The sequence below is a fragment of the uncultured Methanobrevibacter sp. genome, assembly GCF_902771435.1.
Classification (GTDB): Archaea; Methanobacteriota; Methanobacteria; order Methanobacteriales; family Methanobacteriaceae; genus Methanocatella.
Genome location: NZ_CACXXB010000009.1, coordinates 1 through 18,060, shown reverse-complemented (window position 1 = coordinate 18,060; position 18,060 = coordinate 1). Strand labels below are relative to the sequence as shown.

General features: G+C 36.8%; 17 protein-coding genes. 13 read left to right on the top strand and 4 right to left on the bottom strand.

All coding sequences use genetic code 11. The annotated features are described in order from the left end of the window. Positions 1-6: 6 nt before the first annotated feature. The gene (gene tfrB, locus QZU83_RS03565) at positions 7-1,482 is read right to left on the bottom strand and encodes a fumarate reductase (CoM/CoB) subunit TfrB (protein ID WP_295609785.1); all 1,476 of its coding nucleotides are present in this window, start codon (positions 1,480-1,482) and stop codon (positions 7-9) included. A 109-nt stretch (positions 1,483-1,591) separates the two neighbouring features. On the opposite strand from tfrB, the gene iorA reads away from it, so the two are divergent. Genes iorA through QZU83_RS03550 form a run of 3 tightly spaced genes read left to right on the top strand, consistent with a single transcriptional unit; the run spans position 1,592 to position 4,406 of the window. Then, entirely contained in the window at positions 1,592-3,484 is a 1,893-nt protein-coding gene (gene iorA / locus QZU83_RS03560) for an indolepyruvate ferredoxin oxidoreductase subunit alpha (protein ID WP_295609722.1), read from the top strand. Positions 3,485-3,488: 4 nt separating this feature from the next. Next, positions 3,489-4,073 carry an indolepyruvate oxidoreductase subunit beta gene (locus QZU83_RS03555; RefSeq protein ID WP_295609720.1) on the top strand — a complete coding sequence of 195 codons (585 nt, stop codon included), beginning with the start codon at positions 3,489-3,491 and terminating at the stop codon, positions 4,071-4,073. Positions 4,074-4,127: 54 nt separating this feature from the next. Further along, entirely contained in the window at positions 4,128-4,406 is a 279-nt protein-coding gene (locus QZU83_RS03550; RefSeq protein ID WP_295609718.1) for a hypothetical protein, read from the top strand. Between the two features lie 71 nt (positions 4,407-4,477). Here QZU83_RS03550 and QZU83_RS03545 read toward each other — a convergent pair whose 3' ends face one another. Then, a complete protein-coding gene (locus QZU83_RS03545) occupies positions 4,478-4,909 on the bottom strand; it encodes an amino acid-binding protein (RefSeq protein WP_295609717.1) in 432 nt (143 codons plus the stop codon). Between the two features lie 8 nt (positions 4,910-4,917). Further along, a complete protein-coding gene (locus QZU83_RS03540; RefSeq protein ID WP_295609715.1) occupies positions 4,918-6,219 on the bottom strand; it encodes a phenylacetate--CoA ligase family protein in 1,302 nt (433 codons plus the stop codon). Between the two features lie 228 nt (positions 6,220-6,447). Here QZU83_RS03540 and QZU83_RS03535 point away from each other — a divergent pair, with 228 nt between their 5' ends. The 9 genes from QZU83_RS03535 (at position 6,448) to QZU83_RS03500 (ending at position 15,918) form a co-directional block, all read left to right on the top strand. Further along, positions 6,448-7,242, top strand: a complete 795-nt coding sequence (locus QZU83_RS03535) for a tetratricopeptide repeat protein (RefSeq protein ID WP_295609713.1) — start codon at positions 6,448-6,450, stop codon at positions 7,240-7,242. A gap of 108 nt (positions 7,243-7,350) precedes the next feature. Further along, positions 7,351-8,961 carry a sodium:solute symporter gene (locus QZU83_RS03530; protein ID WP_295609712.1) on the top strand — a complete coding sequence of 537 codons (1,611 nt, stop codon included), beginning with the start codon at positions 7,351-7,353 and terminating at the stop codon, positions 8,959-8,961. Further along, complete coding sequence (locus tag QZU83_RS10770) at positions 8,961-9,074, top strand: symporter small accessory protein (protein ID WP_366925377.1); 114 nt, start codon at positions 8,961-8,963, stop codon at positions 9,072-9,074. Before QZU83_RS03530 ends, QZU83_RS10770 begins: the two co-directional genes overlap by 1 nt. Before the next feature lie 64 nt (positions 9,075-9,138). Continuing rightward, positions 9,139-9,858, top strand: coding sequence for a carboxymuconolactone decarboxylase family protein (locus QZU83_RS03525; RefSeq protein ID WP_295609710.1), 720 nt, complete (start codon positions 9,139-9,141; stop codon positions 9,856-9,858). Positions 9,859-9,900: 42 nt separating this feature from the next. Continuing rightward, positions 9,901-11,283: a glutamate synthase-related protein gene (locus QZU83_RS03520; RefSeq protein ID WP_295609709.1), complete on the top strand. Its 1,383-nt coding sequence runs from the start codon at positions 9,901-9,903 to the stop codon at positions 11,281-11,283. A gap of 714 nt (positions 11,284-11,997) precedes the next feature. Next, positions 11,998-12,831 (top strand): molybdate ABC transporter substrate-binding protein, encoded by an 834-nt coding sequence (modA, locus tag QZU83_RS03515; protein ID WP_295609707.1) that lies wholly within the window; start codon positions 11,998-12,000, stop codon positions 12,829-12,831. A 46-nt stretch (positions 12,832-12,877) separates the two neighbouring features. Continuing rightward, the gene (modB, locus tag QZU83_RS03510) at positions 12,878-13,555 is read left to right on the top strand and encodes a molybdate ABC transporter permease subunit (RefSeq protein ID WP_295609705.1); all 678 of its coding nucleotides are present in this window, start codon (positions 12,878-12,880) and stop codon (positions 13,553-13,555) included. A 36-nt stretch (positions 13,556-13,591) separates the two neighbouring features. After that, positions 13,592-14,629 (top strand): sulfate/molybdate ABC transporter ATP-binding protein, encoded by a 1,038-nt coding sequence (locus QZU83_RS03505; protein ID WP_295609703.1) that lies wholly within the window; start codon positions 13,592-13,594, stop codon positions 14,627-14,629. Between the two features lie 254 nt (positions 14,630-14,883). Next, positions 14,884-15,918: a sulfate/molybdate ABC transporter ATP-binding protein gene (locus tag QZU83_RS03500; RefSeq protein ID WP_295609701.1), complete on the top strand. Its 1,035-nt coding sequence runs from the start codon at positions 14,884-14,886 to the stop codon at positions 15,916-15,918. A gap of 172 nt (positions 15,919-16,090) precedes the next feature. Here the strand turns inward: QZU83_RS03500 and QZU83_RS03495 are convergent, their stop codons facing one another. Next, positions 16,091-16,627, bottom strand: a complete 537-nt coding sequence (locus QZU83_RS03495) for a DNA-3-methyladenine glycosylase I (RefSeq protein ID WP_295609700.1) — start codon at positions 16,625-16,627, stop codon at positions 16,091-16,093. 175 nt (positions 16,628-16,802) lie between these two features. Between QZU83_RS03495 and QZU83_RS03490 the strand changes: the two genes are divergently transcribed. Further along, positions 16,803-17,939 carry an aldo/keto reductase gene (locus QZU83_RS03490; RefSeq protein WP_295609698.1) on the top strand — a complete coding sequence of 379 codons (1,137 nt, stop codon included), beginning with the start codon at positions 16,803-16,805 and terminating at the stop codon, positions 17,937-17,939. Positions 17,940-18,060: the final 121 nt, after the last annotated feature.

Genomic DNA, 18,060 nt, shown 5'->3' with positions numbered 1-18,060 from the left:
TAATGTTTATTCATAAGCTTTATCTAATAATTCCAACAGGTGCATGCATTTAATGTCTTCACAGCCTATGGAATCAAGACCATCCTGCAGATTCAACTGACAGAACGGACAGATTGTAATTACTGCATCGGCTCCTGTGTCCTTAATCATTTCTGCTTTTGACTGTGACAATTCCAGTGCGATTTCAGGTTTTCCGGACTTTATTCCTCCGCCTGCACCGCAGCATTGACAAGGATACAGCATCTCTTTAAATTCGATGCCAGGAATCTTTTCGATTATGTCTCTTGGCGCATCCTTAATGCCCTGACCTCTGCCCAAATGGCATGGGTCGTGATATGTAACTGTCATGTCAACTTCTTTTAATTTGGTTTCATCAAGTTTGTCAACTAAAAACTCGCTGATGTCCATTACATGTAGTTTTGAACCGAATTCCGGATGGTTGTTTTTCAATGTGGCTCCACAACCGGAACAGATAGTAATAATGGTATCATAATCCTTGAAAACTTCCTTGTTCTTGTCTACAAGGTCTTGAACAATATCGGTTTGACCGGTCCTCAAGAGCGGAGAACCGCAGCAGACCTGTCCTTCAGGAACGTCAATGTCAATGCCATTTTCCTTTAGAATCTTGACTAATTTATGGCCTATTTCGGGGAATTTGTAATCAACCATACAGCCTGTAAAGAATGCAACTTTTGAACCGGTGTAATTTTCGGCCTCTTCAATGAATGTTGGCTTGTCTGTTTTAACGGACCTTCCGCTTTCCAAAATATTCTCTTTAAATGCAACATGTTCTGGAAGAGGTCCTGAACCGTTGGCGACTGCAATTGCCCTCATCTTTTCAATCGCATCTCCGAATGTGTTGATGTTTTTAGGGCATACTGCCAAACATTTGCCGCAGCTGGTACATTTATACAGTCCTTCATCAAGCGCTTCTTTAAGTCTGTCAAAGTTATCCCTAGGGTCTGTTTCAAATTTGCGCATGTATCTCATCAGATACGGTCCGCCAAACTCTTCGGTTGCAATGTTTACGACAGGACATGTTGACAGGCAGGAATAGCACTCGATACAGCTCCTGACCTTTTTTGTGTCTTTGGTGTCGTCCTTGGTAATGCTTGTATCAAGCTCATCACACTCATGGTCGCATTGGAGAGACAACTGCAAATCCTTAACTTTAGCTTCAATGCTTGATTTGTCAACAATTAAATCTTTAATGACTGGGAAATTAAGAGGTTCAATAATAGCTCCATCTTTAATCTCTTTCTGACATGCAAGAGCTCCATTTCCTTTAAATAAAATTCCACAGGACCCGCATTGTCCGGCTCGACATGAACTTCTGAAACTGATGTCCGCATCGTATTTTTCATTGATTGCCTGCAATGCATCAAGAACTTTCATATGAGGTGTTGGTTCTATTTCATAACACTCCAAATGAGGTTCTGTGTCAGTTTCAGGGTTAAATCTTGAAACGTATACTTTAATCATCATTCCTCTCCATAATTTTTAAAAGCTAATAAAACATTATAATATATTATTTATAGTTGGAAGTATTATATAATATATTGTATTAAATGATTATTTTGAGGAAAATATAATGAATTTAAAAGAATTAGTCACAGGGGTTGCCGGTGACAAACAATTTTTACTTGGTAATGAAGCTGCTGTAAGAGGTGTTATAGAAGCAGGAGTTTCCATTGCCGCAACATATCCAGGAACCCCTTCATCAGAAATTGGAAATGTATTATCCGTATTGGCAAAAGATGCCAATATTTATTTTGAATTTTCAACCAATGAAAAAGTAGCGATGGAGGTTGCAGCAACTGCTGCCGCATCAGGTCTCAGGTCATTTACCTTCATGAAACATGTAGGTATGAATGTGGCGGCAGATTCATTCATGACAACCGCATATTCCGGCGTTAATGGTGGAATGGTTATTCTATCTGCAGATGACCCATCATTGTTTTCATCTCAAAACGAGCAGGACACTCGTAATTATGCCAGAATATCAAACGTCCCTGTTCTGGAGCCATCAAACTGTCAGGAAGTAAAAGACATGGTTAAATATGCATTTGACTTGTCTGAGCAATTCAATTTACCGGTCATTGTTAGAACAACCACCCGTGTATCACATATGAGGGGTGTTGTTGAATTTGGTGATGTTAATGATAACTCATCCAACTGTGAAAACCACTGGAAGAGAGGTCACTTTAAAAAAGACCCTTCAAAATATGTTCCGGTTCCAGCATTTGCCGGTGAAATGCATGTAAGGTTATGGGACAAAATCCATAAAATTGAAGAGTTAACCAACAAAAGCGAATACAACACAGAAATTGACTTCACTGATGATAAAAAATATGGTCTGATTGCTTCAAGCAGCGCATATAACTATGCTCACGATGTTGTAAAATTCAATGATTTGGACATTAACATTTTGAAATTAGGATTTTCATATCCGTTCCCTCAGGATAAGGTAGCGGATTTCTTAAAAGATTTGGATGAAGTATTCATCGTAGAGGAAGTCGACCCGATTATAGAAAGAGATACTTTAGCCACTATCGGCGCTAAAAAGTTGGGCGTCAATGTTCACGGTAAACTGGATGGAACATTCCCTCTTTATCATGAATTCAATTCAGATGTGGTTAGCGAAGGCTTGAATAAGGTCTTGAACTTCAGAGAAGATCAAACCATGAAATTCTCATCCAGTCTGGAACAGCTCAAAGAGGATATTCCGTCAAGGGCACCGGTATTGTGTGCAGGTTGTCCTCACAGGGCAATGTATTACGGAATCAATAAGGCAATCGAGGAACTGGGATTAAAAACCTCAGACGTAATATTTGCATCAGATATCGGATGTTACACATTAGGTATCAATCCTCCTTACAACTGTGCAGATTACCTCCTGTCAATGGGTTCAAGCGTAGGTGACGGATGCGGTTTTTCAGTTTCAACTGACCAGAAAGTAGCAAGTTTCATTGGAGATTCCACATTTTTCCACAGCGGTATTTCACCATTGATAAATGCCGTTCACAACAAGCATAACTTTGTATTGACAGTATTGGACAATAGGATTACTGCAATGACAGGAGGTCAGCCAAACCCAGGTATTCCAATCGACGGAATGGGCGATGAAGCGCCTGAAGTGTCAATTCGTAAAGTGGCTGCCGCATGCGGATGTGATTACGTACGTGTCATAAATCCATTCAACCTGGAACAGGTTGTAAAAACCTATGTTGAAGCTTTCCAGAGAGACGATACTGCAGTAATAGTTTCAAAAGCTCCTTGTACATTAATTAAAGGTTTAACCAAAAAGCCACCAGTCAGTTTTGTTGAAGGAAATTGTAACAACTGCGATAAATGTGTAAGTGAATTGGCATGTCCTGCCATTTCAAAAATAGATGGAAAAATTACAATTGATAAAGCACAATGTGACGGATGCAATGTATGTATACAGGTTTGTAAATACGGTGCTTTAGAGGCAGGTAGGTGAGAAAATGGATAATCATTATAGTATTTATATTTGTGGTGTAGGAGGTCAAGGAATCATCAAAACCTCCACAATCATCGGTGAAGCCGCAATGAATCAGGGTTTGGATGTGGTGATGAGTGAAATTCACGGTATGTCCCAGAGAGGAGGATCTGTATCAACAGAACTCAAAATCGGAGGATATAATTCATCAATTATTCCAAATCAGGGTGCAGACATGCTGCTTGCCTTTGAACCTATAGAAACAATAAGGGGACTTGATAAGGTAAACGCTGAAACCAAGATTGTTTACAATACCCAGCCGATTATTCCGTCTTCAACAGACAAGCCTTATCCTAGTGTTGATGGTATAACAAGAACATTAAAAGAAAATTTCAAACATGTTCTTCCAATAAACGGCACTGAATTGGCTATTGAAGCTGGAAGCGTTTTGGCCTTGAATATGGTTCTTTTAGGTGCGGTGACCGCTGACGATAATTTCCCATTATCCAAAGAATCAGTAATCGATGCCATGAAAAATAATTTGAAACCTAAATTCCATGAAATGAATATAAAAGCTATTGAAAGTGGTTATAATTCAATCAAAGGTTAAATTTTAAATAGTATTTTTAATATATTTTAAATCAGATAATAGAGTTGTGGTATTATGGCTTACAAAATTGACAATGCAATTGTGAAAAAAGATATGGCAGGTAATTTAACATTAATCGATCCGGAAAATGTGTTTGAAAATGAGGATGCATTCATAGCTGTTAAAAGTGATGATTTGATTACTATTCAACTTTTAATCAATAGTATCATGAAAAATGATTTTAAAAGTTGGAGAGAATTAGGCGTAATTCCTGAAACAGAACCACTTAAAAGTCTTTTTGTACGTTTAGGTTATTCAAAAGAAGATATAGCTAATCTATTAAAAGATTTATAGCTATTTTCTTTTTACTATTTTTTTATAAATTTTTTTTAAAAAATAAGTTGTAGAAAAGATGTTACTCTTTTCTATAAGTTTTTAATGTCGTTTTCATTCAGTATTTTGACATCACTGTCTTTTAAAGCTTCAATGGCTTTTTCCATGTTTTCCAGTCTCATTACAACAATGGCTTCATCAGTCTTGCTGCTTACAAATGCATAAAGGTATTCTAAATTAATGCCTTTTTCATCGAATACTGCCAATGTGGAGTTCAATCCGTTAGGTTCATCAGGAACGGCCAGGATGATAACTTCGTTTTCTTTTACAATAAAACCGTCTTTTTCAAGTGCTTCTATTGCTTTTTCGTTATCTGAAACAATTAATCTTAAAATTCCGTATTTTGTTGTGTCTGCTATTGAAAGTGCACGGATGTTAATGTCTGATTTGCCCAATGTGTCAATAGCTTTTTTTATTCTTCCTTCTTTGTTTTCCACGAAAATTGATATTTGTTTTACTGCCATATTATCACCTAGTCAAAATTCCTCTCATCAATTACACGAACTGCTTTACCTTCACTTCTTGGAAGTGTTTCAGGTTCACAGATAGTTACATCCACCCTGAGGCCGGTTTCGGATCTGATGGATGCCTGAATTTGTTTTTCCACTTTTTCCATTTCTTTCATTTCGTCAAAGAACAGCTCTTTGGATGCTTCCACTTTAACTTCAACTTCATCTAAGATGTCAGGCCTTGTAACATGAATCATGTAGTTAGGGCTGATTCCTTTGATTTTAAGCAATGCCTTTTCAATTTGTGATGGGAATACCATAACACCTTTAATTTTTAACATGTCGTCACTTCTACCGGTGATTCTTGTCATTCTCACGGTTGTTCTTCCGCATTCACATTTTTCGGCTATAAGTGAAGTCAAGTCTTTTGTTCTAAATCTTAAAATGGGCATTCCTGTTTTGGTAAGGGAGGTTAGTACCAGTTCACCTTTTTCCCCATTGTCCAAGGTTTCACCGGTTTCGGGATTGATCAGTTCCGGATAGAACTGGTCATCCTGTATGTGCATTCCGTTTTGGAATTCGCATTCCTGTGCAACGCCAGGTCCCATAACTTCTGTCAATCCATAAATGTTGAAGGTTTTGATTCCGAGGGATGATTCAATTCTTTTTCTCATCTCATCGGTCCACATTTCCGCTCCATGGATTCCGGCTTTGAGATTTATGTCTTCAAGGGAAATTCCTGCCTTTTCTCTTGATTCTCCAAGATACATTGCATAGGAAGGAGTACATGTTAGGATGTCGCTTTGAAAATCAATCATGGTGTCAAGTTGTCTTTGAGTATTTCCTGCTGAGATCGGAATTGTGATTGCTCCCATTTTATTTCCGCCGTGGTGAATACCGAATCCGCCGGTGAATAATCCGTATCCGTATGCATTTTGGATGATGTATTCTTTTTCAGCACCTGCCATTTTAAGACCACGTGCAATACATTCTCCCCAAATGTCCAAATCATTCTGGGTATATGCAGTAACGGTTGGTTTTCCGGTAGTTCCTGAAGATGCGTGTACTTCCACAATTTCTTCACGGGGAACTGCAAGCAAACCTAACGGATAAGCTTCCCTTAAATCACTTTTGGTTGTAAATGGGATTTTTTCAATATCTTTCAATGTTTTGATGTCTTCTGGTTTCAAACCAATTTCGTCGAATCGTTTTTTATAAAACTCAACATTTTCATATGCGAGTTTTACAGTTTTCTGCAGTCTTTCAAGTTGTATTTTTTCTTTTTCTTCTTTTTCCATACATTCAGCTTTTTCATTCCAAAACATGTTATCCCTATTTTAAAATTCAATGTTAATATCTTTAATTATGGTGTTTCATCAATATAAAACTTTGTTGTATTGTTTAATTTTCAGGTTTTAATTTTGTTTCATTGTCATATTTCTAAGTAAATATTGTTCTAAACTTGTATTTTTATAAAATAACTTCAATATTTACTTTATTTTTTCAATAAACTATTTATAACTCTTTAATTATAGTTTTAGTTGGTGATAATTATGAATTCTAAAATTAAAAAAGGTAGAGTAAAGTTCAATGATGAAAATTATGAAGAAGCTTTAAAATATTTTAATGAAGTTTCCGAAGACGATGAGGACTACATGTATGTTCTGATTTTTAAGATTACCTGTCTGATGGAACTGGAAAGATATGACAAGGCATTATTTCTGATTGAATCATTGCTGAGAGAAGATCCCGAAGATGAATTGCTGATTTATGAAAAAATCAGGTGTCATATTGCATTGAATGAAAAGGATGAAGCTTTTGCAGGTCTTAAAATACTTGAAAATATCATATCCTGTGACGATAAGAGGATGCTGCTTTGTGTGTCCAAATTTTATAGGATTTTGGGGGATTGTGACAATGCTCTGAAGTTTTGCAGTGATGCTTTAAAAATAGACGGCAATTTTGAGGAGGCGATACGTGAAAAAGCACTGATTGGCATTGCATTGAATGATTATGAAATGATTGACTCATGTGCAGACAGGATTTGTGAAATTATCGGCAACCGTGGAATGGGCATGGTTTTCGTATTTCTGCTGAAACTTTACGTCTCAAGATTTGATGATTGCCTTTTGATTATTGATAATTTGGAGGGCGATTTTAAGGAGGATACTATTAATAAGTTTAAATCAATCGTGTTTAAGGAGTTGAGTGAAACGTTGGACGTCAATCTTCATGTGGTTGGCGAGGCTGAAATATCGGTTGACGAAGCCATTAGGCTGTTGAGGGATTATGATGAAACCGGTGTCGACAGTGGCAGGATAAATGGTGTGGCCTTCAAGATAATGTAATGTACAAAAATGTACATCAATGTATACAATAGTAATATTTAAATATTTTCTCTATATAAATATTAATGTAAATATTATTTTGTTAATATTTTTTAGAGGTAATTATTTATGAACGTAATGATTTTAGCAATTGTTTTTATAATCTACATATTTGCACTTGTTTTTGTAGGTTATTATGCATACAAAAAAACTAATTCCTCTGAAGACTTTATGATTGCTGGTAAGGATACGCACCCATTCATCATGGCAATGAGTTATGGTGCGACTTTTATTTCGACAGCAGCTATTGTTGGTTTTGGAGGAGTTGCAAGTCAATATGGTATGAGTGTTTTATGGTTAGCATTCCTGAACATTATCATTGGCGTGTTTATAGCATTCGTATTTTTAGGAAAAAGAACCCGTAGAATGGGTCATGCTTTGGAATCTTTAACTTTCCCTGAGTTTTTAGGAAAACGTTTCGACTCAAAATTCATCCATTATTTCTCAGGATTGGTAATCTTCTGTGCAATGCCACTTTATGCGGCTGTAGTATTGATCGGTGCTGCAAGATTTTTAGAATCATCCTTATTGATTGATTTCAGTATAGCCCTGCTTATTTTATCAATTATTATTACATTCTATGTACTGTTCGGTGGAATACGCGGTGTAATGTATACAGACGCTTTACAGGGAACCATCATGGTTTTAGCTATGGTTTTCCTGCTTGTATTTGTATACTGGTTACTTGGTGGAATCGATACAGCAAACACAGCATTAACAAATATGGTTAATCTTTATCCTGCGGAAGCCCTTAAGACGGGAGGAACAGGATGGACGGCATTTCCGAAGTTCGGAACACCATTCTGGTGGTCACTTGTGTCCTCCACATTAATAGGTGTAGGTATCGGTGTACTCGCACAGCCTTCATTGATTGTAAGATTCATGACAGTCAAATCAGATAAGGAATTGAACAGATCCGTTTTGATTGGAGGTATCTTCATTGCAATCATGCCGACCACAGCTTATATCGTAGGATCTCTTTCAAACGTATATTTCTATGACAAATTAGGCAAGATTGCCGTGGATGTTGTTGGAGGAAACATTGATAAGGTTATTCCAACATTCATTACAATGGCACTGCCTGAATGGTTCGTATATGTATTCCTGCTGTCCCTGATTGCAGCTGCAATGTCAACAATATCCTCACAGCTCCACACTCAGGGAACTGCATTCGGGGTGGACATTTACGGTACAATAAGGGATAAATCCAAACAGAAACTCGATCAGGTAAGCATTTCAAGAGTGGGTATTCTCATAGCTATCATTTTGGCATTGATTATGGCATACTCCCTTCCTGGAAGTGTGGTTGCACTCGGAACAAGTTTGTTCTTTGAAATCTGTGCAGCAGCATTCCTGCCTGTATTCCTGGGAGCGCTTTACTGGAAAGGAATTACAAGGCTCGGAGCCATTGCGGGCATCGTTTCAGGAACCCTGGTAAGTTTATTCTGGATGATATTCGTATTCAAGAAAACTGCAGTAGGACTTGGAATCTGTAAATTCATATGCGGAGTGGATACATTATTACCAAATGCTCCATGGCCGTTCATTGACGTAATGTTGATTGCAGTTCCTGTTTCTTTAGTCTTTACAGTTGTAGTGAGCCTGATTACCAAACCTCCTGCTCAAGAGGTTATTGACAGGGCATTTTCAAAAATTGATACAAAAGGAAGTGATGCATAATGATGATTTTGGGAATAGAAGACCCATGGATTTGGGGAGTATATGTTGGAATTATCTTATCCACACTCTTATGTATCGGTTATGGTATTATAAACTGGAATAAAGGAGATTAAACTCTCTTTTATTTTTTCTATTTTTTCACAAATTTTTTATTATAAATTTTATAAACTTATTTTCATGTATGAATTATTTGACAATTTTGCAAGAATTGAAAAAAACGACCCGGAATTTCATGAAATCTTTAAGAATTTTGCATATGGTGAGGTATTCGAATATTCCACATTAACGCAAAAGGAATCTATTTTAGTGATTCTCTCCTGTCTGATTGCATGCCAGTCTCCAAAAGCATTCAAAAAGATTCTGACATCTGCATTGGATATGGACATAACTCCTGAGGAAGTAAAGGAACTGCTTTACCAATCTGTTCCATATGTTGGATTCGGAAGAGCACACAACTTCTTTGGAGTTGTAATTAAGGTTTTCGAGAAAAAAGGAATTGAAATGCCTTTAAAAAACAGGTCAAATACCAATCCTGAAAACAGACATGACAAAGGCCGTGAAATTCAGGAAAGATATTTTGGCGCTGAAAACATTGAAATGATGAGAGATTCAACACCCGACGGTCAAAAGCATTTCAACACATTTCTTGAAGGATTCTGCTTCGGTGACTTCTACACCCGTGATGGTTTAGACGACCAGCAAAGGGAACTTATAACTTTTACATTCATTGCCACTCTTGGCGGCTGTGAAAATCAGCTGAGGGGCCACACTCAGGGAAATCTCTCCGTCGGCAATGACAAGGAAAAGATGATATCTGCAATAACTGTCATGATGCCTTATATAGGTTTTCCAAGAACACTCAATGCATTGGCCGTTGTCAATGAGATATGTGGATAACTATTTAAATGAGTTTGCCCATCTAATTAGCAAGGTGGTATTATGATATACAAATGTACAATTTGTGGTCACATACATAACGAAGAAGCTACTGGAATACCATTAAATAAACTGGATGCCTGTCCAATATGCAAACAGGACATATCCAAGTTTGTTGAAGTGGAAAACTCAAAATCCAGCGAAAACATTGACATTAACGATGAATTGGCTTATGATAAGAACTATGCAAAAAGCGATAAGGACATAAGGGCAATGGATGCAATCCACCAGATGGCAATCACCGGCGAAAGCATTGTTGCCGCAATGTATACCGAGATGCCAATGCCTGACTGGGATGACATTCTCATTTTGGGAAACCAGTTAAACCCGCAGCCGTTGGAAAGTGATGTTGATGTAAATACCCAGACAATTATCGGCAAAAATGCTAAAAAGCCGTTGATTATTGAAAGTCCAATCTACATCACCCACATGTCTTTCGGGGCATTATCTCGTGAGACAAAAATCGCACTGGCCAAAGGAAGTGCAGCTATCAAAACCGCTCAGTGCAGTGGTGAAGGAGGAATTCTTCCTGAAGAGATGGAAAACGCTTACAGATACATTTTTGAATATGTCCCAAACAAATATTCTGCAACTGACGAGAATTTGAAAAATGCCGATGCAATCGAAATCAAAATAGGCCAGTCTACAAAGCCAGGTCTTGGAGGTCAACTTCAGGGTGAAAAGGTAACTGATGAAATAGCTAAAATCAGGGGCAAGCCATTGGGCGAGGATATTCACTCACCTGCTACAATACCTGAAGTCAACTCAAAGGAAGACCTTAAAGATTTGGTTGATGAGCTGAGGCAAAGGTCCTGCGGAAGGCCAATCGGCTTGAAATTTGCAGCCGGCAGAATCGAGGATGATTTGAATTATGTCATATATGCTGAGCCTGATTTCATAACCATTGACGGTCGTGGAGGATCAACCGGCGCAAGTCCAAAACTTGTCAGGGATTCAACTTCAGTTCCAACAGTTTACGCACTTGCAAGAGCCCGAAAATTTTTGGATAGTCATGAAAGCGACATAGATTTGACAATAACCGGTGGCTTGAGGGTTTCATCTGACTTTGCAAAGGCACTGGCCATGGGTGCAAATGCGGTAGCTATTGGTACCGGAGCCATGATTGCGGCGGCCTGTCAGCAATACAAGATATGTGATACAGGAGATTGTCCAGTTGGTGTTGCAACCCAGGATGACGGGTTGAGAAGGCGATTGAAAATAGAGACTGCTGCTAAAAGGGTTGAAAATTATCTGATGGTTTCAAATGAGGAGCTTAAAACATTTGCAAGAATCACAGGACATGATGATGTACATCACCTGAACGTCAATGACCTGTGTACAGTCAATTCTGAAATATCCGATTACACTGTCATTAGGCATGTTTAAAAAAAGTTTGAGTATTGATGCTTGACATTGATACTTAAATTCCCATTTTTTTTTTTAAAAGAATTATTTTGAAGAATTATTTTAAGAATTAATCGGATATGTGATTTTTTTTCTTTTGCTAATTTTTACCATTTCATTCGATATGATAGGTTTTGATGATAATATTATTTTAATTCGCAATATTCTATAATTTATCTTCATTTCTAATTTTAAGCTATTTAATTAAAGTTCTATTCATCGACATGATATTGATTATGAACATTTCATAACAATACTTTTATATGTATTGTTAGAAAGTATATTTGTATGAATTGATGTGCCTAACGAAATATTTTCAGTTTTTCGGCTTAAAATTAAAAAATCACATTCATGTTGAAGGAATTGTTAGTCGATATGAAAATATTTATATGTCATAATTCATAGAATTATAAATGCTAATCATGATATTGAATGTAATTTGGGAGTAGTAAATGGATTGTAGGAAAATATTATAAAATTAGATTAATATTGTTCTGTTTTGTAATATTTTTTTTGGTTTAATGGGTTTGTTTCTGCAGTTTCATCAGATAATGAAAATGGGGGTTGTTCATTTCATTTCCATCTTCTGTTGGTGATTCTAATGTTTGCAGTTGCTTTTTTTTACTAATCTTGATTATTGTATTTAATGTCTGATAGTGATATTTTGTTTAATTTACTCGAAAAAGGAGAATAATCATGAAATCTATGAAAAAGTTATTACTTGTTGCTATTTTATTAGCAGTAGTTGTTGTTAGTGTGGGTTCATGTTCTGCCGGATTTTTTGACTTTTTAGGTGGCAGTAACTCAACCAGCGCTGCTGACGCCAACGTAACTGGAGACGTTAATTTGGCTGCAGCTGCTAGTTTAAAAAATGTATATGATGAAAAGTTAATTCCAATGTTCAAGGAAAAATATCCTAATGTAAAAGTAACTCCTACTTACGCTTCAAGTGGGGATTTACAAACCCAAATTGAAAACGGTTTAAAAGCTGATATTTTCATGTCCGCTGCAAACAAACAAATGAATAAGTTAATGGAAGAAGGTTATATTAAAAACGATACCAACAAACAATTTTTAGAAAACAAAGTTGTATTGATTGTACCTGCTAACTCAACTTCCAACATCACTTCATTCAATGACTTGAAAAATATGAGCGGTCACATTGCTATCGGTGATCCTGAATCCGTACCTGCAGGTCAATACGCTAAAGAAGTATTTACCAATTTAGGTATTTGGAATGATACTGAATCCAAATTATCCTTAGGTAAAGACGTAACTGAAGTATTAAACCAAGTTGCTCAAGGATCTGCTGACTGTGGTGTTGTATATTCCACTGATGCTAAATCCAACAGTGGCGTAAAAGTGATTTGTGAAGCTCCTCAAGGATCTTTAAACACTTCCGTTATCTATCCTGTAGCTGAACTTAGTAACACAACAAACCCAGATGCTGCAGATGCATTCTTGAACTTCTTACAAACCAAAGAAGCTAAAGATGTCTTTGTTGAATACGGTTTCACCATTCACGAATAGATATTTGAAAGATATTGAATAATAAAACACTTAAAGGAGATGAGGCATGACTACTGATTGGTCCCCGGTTTTCATTTCAATGAAGACAGCAAGTCTGTCAATATTCATAACCTTTTTTGTAGGGTTATTTGTTGCCTGGGGTCTTGTTAAATTAAAAAATGATTCAATAAAAATTGTACTTGATGGTATTTTCACATTGCCTCTTGTACTGCCTCCTACTGTAGTGGGGTTCTTTTTATTGTGGATTTTTGGTGTTAGAGGACCAATCGGTAAGTTTTTTATAGACTTTTTCACTGTGAAAATTGCTTTTTCATGGTCTGCAACAGTTATTGCTGCAGTGGTCATGTCTTTTCCTTTAATGTATCGTTCCGCTCGAGGTGCATTTGAACAGGTGGATTCCAACTTGTTGGATGCCGGCCGTACATTGGGCATGTCCGAGTGGAAAATTTTCTGGAAAATTTTATTTGCAAACGCATTGCCTGGAATTATCAGTGGTGGAATTCTTGCCTATGCCCGTGGTTTAGGCGAATTCGGTGCTACAGCTATGCTTGCAGGTAATATTGCCGGAGAAACCAGAACACTCCCAATGGCAGTTTACTCCGAAGTGGCTGCAGGTAATATGGGAGAGGCTTTTAATTATGTTATAGTCATTGTTATCATAGCATTTATAGCTATTTTCATAATGGATTATATTTCTATACGTAAGGAAAAGCAGTGGAAATAATTTACTATTTTTTTTAATCTTTTATGGAGTATGGATATGAGCAATAAGTTGTTAAAGGTAAATATCCAAAAGGAACTTAAGGAATTTGACTTGGATGTAAATTTTGAACTGAAGAATAAGCGTTTGGGTATTCTTGGTCCGTCCGGTTGCGGCAAAAGTATGACCTTGAAATCTATTGCAGGTATTGTGGATCCGGATAAGGGTGTTATTAGTTTAAACACCGGTGATGAGACTGTTTATTTTAATTCGGATAAAAAAATCAATTTAAGGCCTCAAAAAAGAAATGTAGGTTACCTGTTTCAGAATTATGCACTGTTTCCCAATATGACCGTTGAAGAAAATGTTGCTAGCGGTCTTCCTAAAGATGTTAATAAGGAAATTGTGCATGAAATGATCAAGCGTTTTCATTTGGACGGTTTGGAGGATAGGTATCCTCGTCAATTGTCTGGTGGTCAGCAGCAAAGGGTGGCTCTGGCCCGCATATTGGCTTATGGTCCTGATGTCATATTGCTCGATGAACCGTTCAGTGCCATGGACACATTCCTGAAGGAGCAGCTGCGTATTGAACTTGTCCGTTCCCTTAAGGATTTTGATGGATTTTCCATCATGGTTACTCATGACCGTGACGAGGCATTCCAGTTCTGCGATGAGCTCATAGTCTTGGATGAAGGTAAAATCATCGCAAAAGGAAATACTTATGAGGTATTTGAAAATCCAACGAAAGTTCAAGTTGCAAGGCTTACAGGCTGCAAGAACATTTCCAGAATTGAAGTTATTGATGATTATCATCTCAAATCATTGGATTGGGGTGTTGTTTTTGAAGTATCCGAAAAGATTTCACCTAACATCACTCATATCGGAATAAGGGCACATGATTTTGCCCCCGCCGAAAAGGACGATGTCAATGCGTTCGATACTAAAAATTCATCCTTGTTGGAAATGCCTTTTGAATGGGAAATAACCCTGCCAAACGGCTTATGGTGGAAATATGATAAACAGATTGATGAGCACGAGTTTGTCATTCCAGAATATTTAAAAATAAATCCTAAAGATGTAATATTACTTGAAGAGTAAATCAACCACATCTTTTTTATACTTATTTTCATGTTTTTTTTGGATTTTTCCAAAAATTCTCTTTTCATTGAATTTCTTTTTTTTCAAATATGCTATCTTATTTTTTCTTTATTCATTATTATTCACTTCGAAAATTGTTTAAATCAAAGAAAATTATTTAAATAATAAAATTTAAAGTATTTCCAGCTATATTTCATGATTGTATCTAATTTGAATGATATTTTTTATTTTTTCATATATTGCGGGGGAGAGATATGGAAAATAAATTGTTAAAGGTAAATATCCAAAAGGAACTTAAGGAATTTGACCTTGATGTTAGTTTTGAATTGAAAAACAGGAGTTTGGGCATTCTCGGTCCGTCAGGCTGCGGTAAAAGTATGACACTGAAATCTATTGCAGGTATTGTGGATCCGGATAAGGGCGTTGTTAGTTTAAACACTGGTGATGAGACTGTTTATTTCGATTCAGATAAAAAAATTAATTTAAGGCCTCAAAAAAGAAATGTAGGTTACCTGTTTCAGAATTATGCACTGTTTCCCAATATGACCGTTGAGGAAAATGTAGCTTGCGGTCTTCCTAAAGATGATAAGAAAACAGTATCTGAAATGATTGAACGTTTTCATTTGAATGGTTTGGAGAAAAGATATCCCAGACAATTGTCCGGTGGCCAGCAGCAAAGGGTGGCTCTGGCCCGCATATTGGCTTATGGGCCTGATGTCATATTGCTGGATGAGCCTTTCAGTGCCATGGACACATACTTGAAAGAGCAGTTGCGTATTGAACTTGTCCGTTCTTTAAAGGATTTTGACGGATTTTCCATCATGGTTACTCATGACCGTGACGAGGCATTCCAGTTCTGTGACGAGCTCATAGTCCTGGATGAAGGAAAAATTATTGCAAAAGGCGATACCTACGACATATTTGAAAATCCAAGAAAGGTTCAGGTTGCAAGGCTTACAGGCTGTAAGAACATTTCTAGAATTGAAGTTATTGATGATTATCATCTCAAATCATTGGATTGGGGTGTTGTTTTTGAAGTATCCGAAAAGATCTCACCTAACATTACTCACATAGGAATAAGGGCGCATAATTTCACTGTCGCTGAAAAGGATGATGTCAATGTGATTGATACTGCGAATTCAACAAAACTGGAGATGCCTTTCGAATGGGAAATAACCTTGGCAAACGGCTTATGGTGGAAGGTTGACAAAAGGATTCGTGACCATGAGTTTACTGTTCCCGAGTATTTGAAGGTCAATCCAAAAGATATTATACTCCTGGAAGAGTGATTGAATTATTGATTCAATCCTTAATTATTCTTATTTTGCAGAAATTTCTTTTGATTTATTTAATCAGATTTTACATTAACATTAACGTTTGAGTTTTTTGTTTTAATTTTTTCATGGGGATATATATCCAGTAGTTTATTTAGGCAAAAAATCACTATTCCCGATGGTAATGTTAAAATTTGAAGCAATTTTCCTGATGGTTGTCAATAATTCCAACGGCTTCAAGATATGAATATATTATTGTCGGACCTACAAATTTCATTCCACGTTTTTTCAAATCTTTTGAAATGGCTTTGGACAGCTCTGATTCGGTCAGATATTCTGCTTTAATGACCTTGCCGTCAGTAAAGCCCCAGATATAATTGTCAAAGCTTCCGAACTCCTTTTGAATTTCAATGAATATCTTCGCATTATTGATGGCTGATGTTATTTTGCCCTTGTGGCGGATGATTCCTTCATTTTCCCTTAGCTCATCAACTTTAACATCATCATAACCGGCCACTTTAACAACATCAAAATCATCAAATGCCTCTTTAAAGTTTTCACGCTTTTTTAAGATAGTAATCCATGATAATCCTGCCTGAAAAGACTCCAGCACAAGAAATTCAAAAAGTTCCCTGTCATCATGGGTTGGAACTCCCCATTCTTCGTCATGGTATTTTATATAGACTTCATCTGAAGTCGCCCAACTGCATCGTTTTTTATTCATGGAAATAATTATTACTTGCTTTATTTAAATACGTTTTCAGGTAATAATTTATAACCATTAAGAGACATAAGTAATAACATTGTTGTGAATCTAAACATTTAACTGAAAACATTTTACATAAAGCGTTATGTGAAAAATCATGTTTTGAATAGAAAAGCTATTTTGAGGGATTATGATGAAGAATTTAGGTATGGGAATGATGAGGCTTCCTCTTTTGGATGAAAACGACTTTACAAAGATTGACTATGAACAGGTCAATAAGATGGTGGACATGTATATGGATGCTGGGTTCAATCACTTTGACACAGCTTTTGTTTACCATGAGGGTGTCGGTGAAGATGCATTTAAAAGGTGTGTCGTTGACAGATATCCTCGCGAATCATTTAAGATTGCAACCAAACTGCCGTTGTTTGTCATTACGGAAGAATCACAGCTGGAACCGATATTTGCCGAGCAACTGAAAAATTGCGGTGTGGAATACTTTGACTATTATATGCTTCATAACGTAAGCGGATTTACTGAAGCTGCATGGAAAAACGTTGATTTATACTCATTTATCCAAAAGAAAAAAGAGGAAGGGTTCATCAAGCATATCGGAATATCCACCCACGGAAATGCGGAATTTCTCGAAGAGATATTATTCATGCATCCTGAGCTGGAATTTGTCCTTCTTCAAATCAATTATCTTGACTGGGAAGATGAGGGAATCGAATCAAAAAAATGTCTGGAAATTGCAAAGAAATATGATAAGCAGGTAATGATTATGGAGCCGTATAAAGGCGGATTTTTAGCTGACGTGCCTAAAGAAGCCGAAAAGCTCATGAAAGATTATAATCCTGATAGGTCTGTTGTTTCCTGGGCAATGAGATTCGTGGCCAACCTTGATGCCTGTGTAGTTCTGACAGGTGCAAGCAATCTTGAGCAGCTTGAAAGCAACATTCATGAAATTAAAAATGCGGATCCGTTGAATGATGATGAACTGAAAATCCTTGAAGAGGTTTCAGAAATCATCAACAGTAACATTACCGTGGACTGCACAAAATGCAGATACTGCGTTGACTCATGTTCCGAAGATATTGACATTGCAAAAATCTTTGATTTGTACAATAAGGAAAAAATGCTTGACGATAAAACCGGATGGACACAGTATGGAAATGCTTATCTGAATTATACAAAGCTTCCTGACGTTGGAATTGCTTCTGACTGTATTGAATGTGAATTGTGCATTGAGGAATGCCCTCAGCAGATCAATATTCCTGAAGTCCTAAAGGATGTTGTGGAGACCTTTGAAACTGAAGGTTACGGTTTTTGAACCTCTCCGGCTTGTAGAAGCAGGAGATTCTTAGGCCATGCCTATTTTTTCGTCAAAGCATTTCCATTCATAATAATATGTGGATTTTCCTTGACTATTAGGCATGAAATCTACTAAGCAT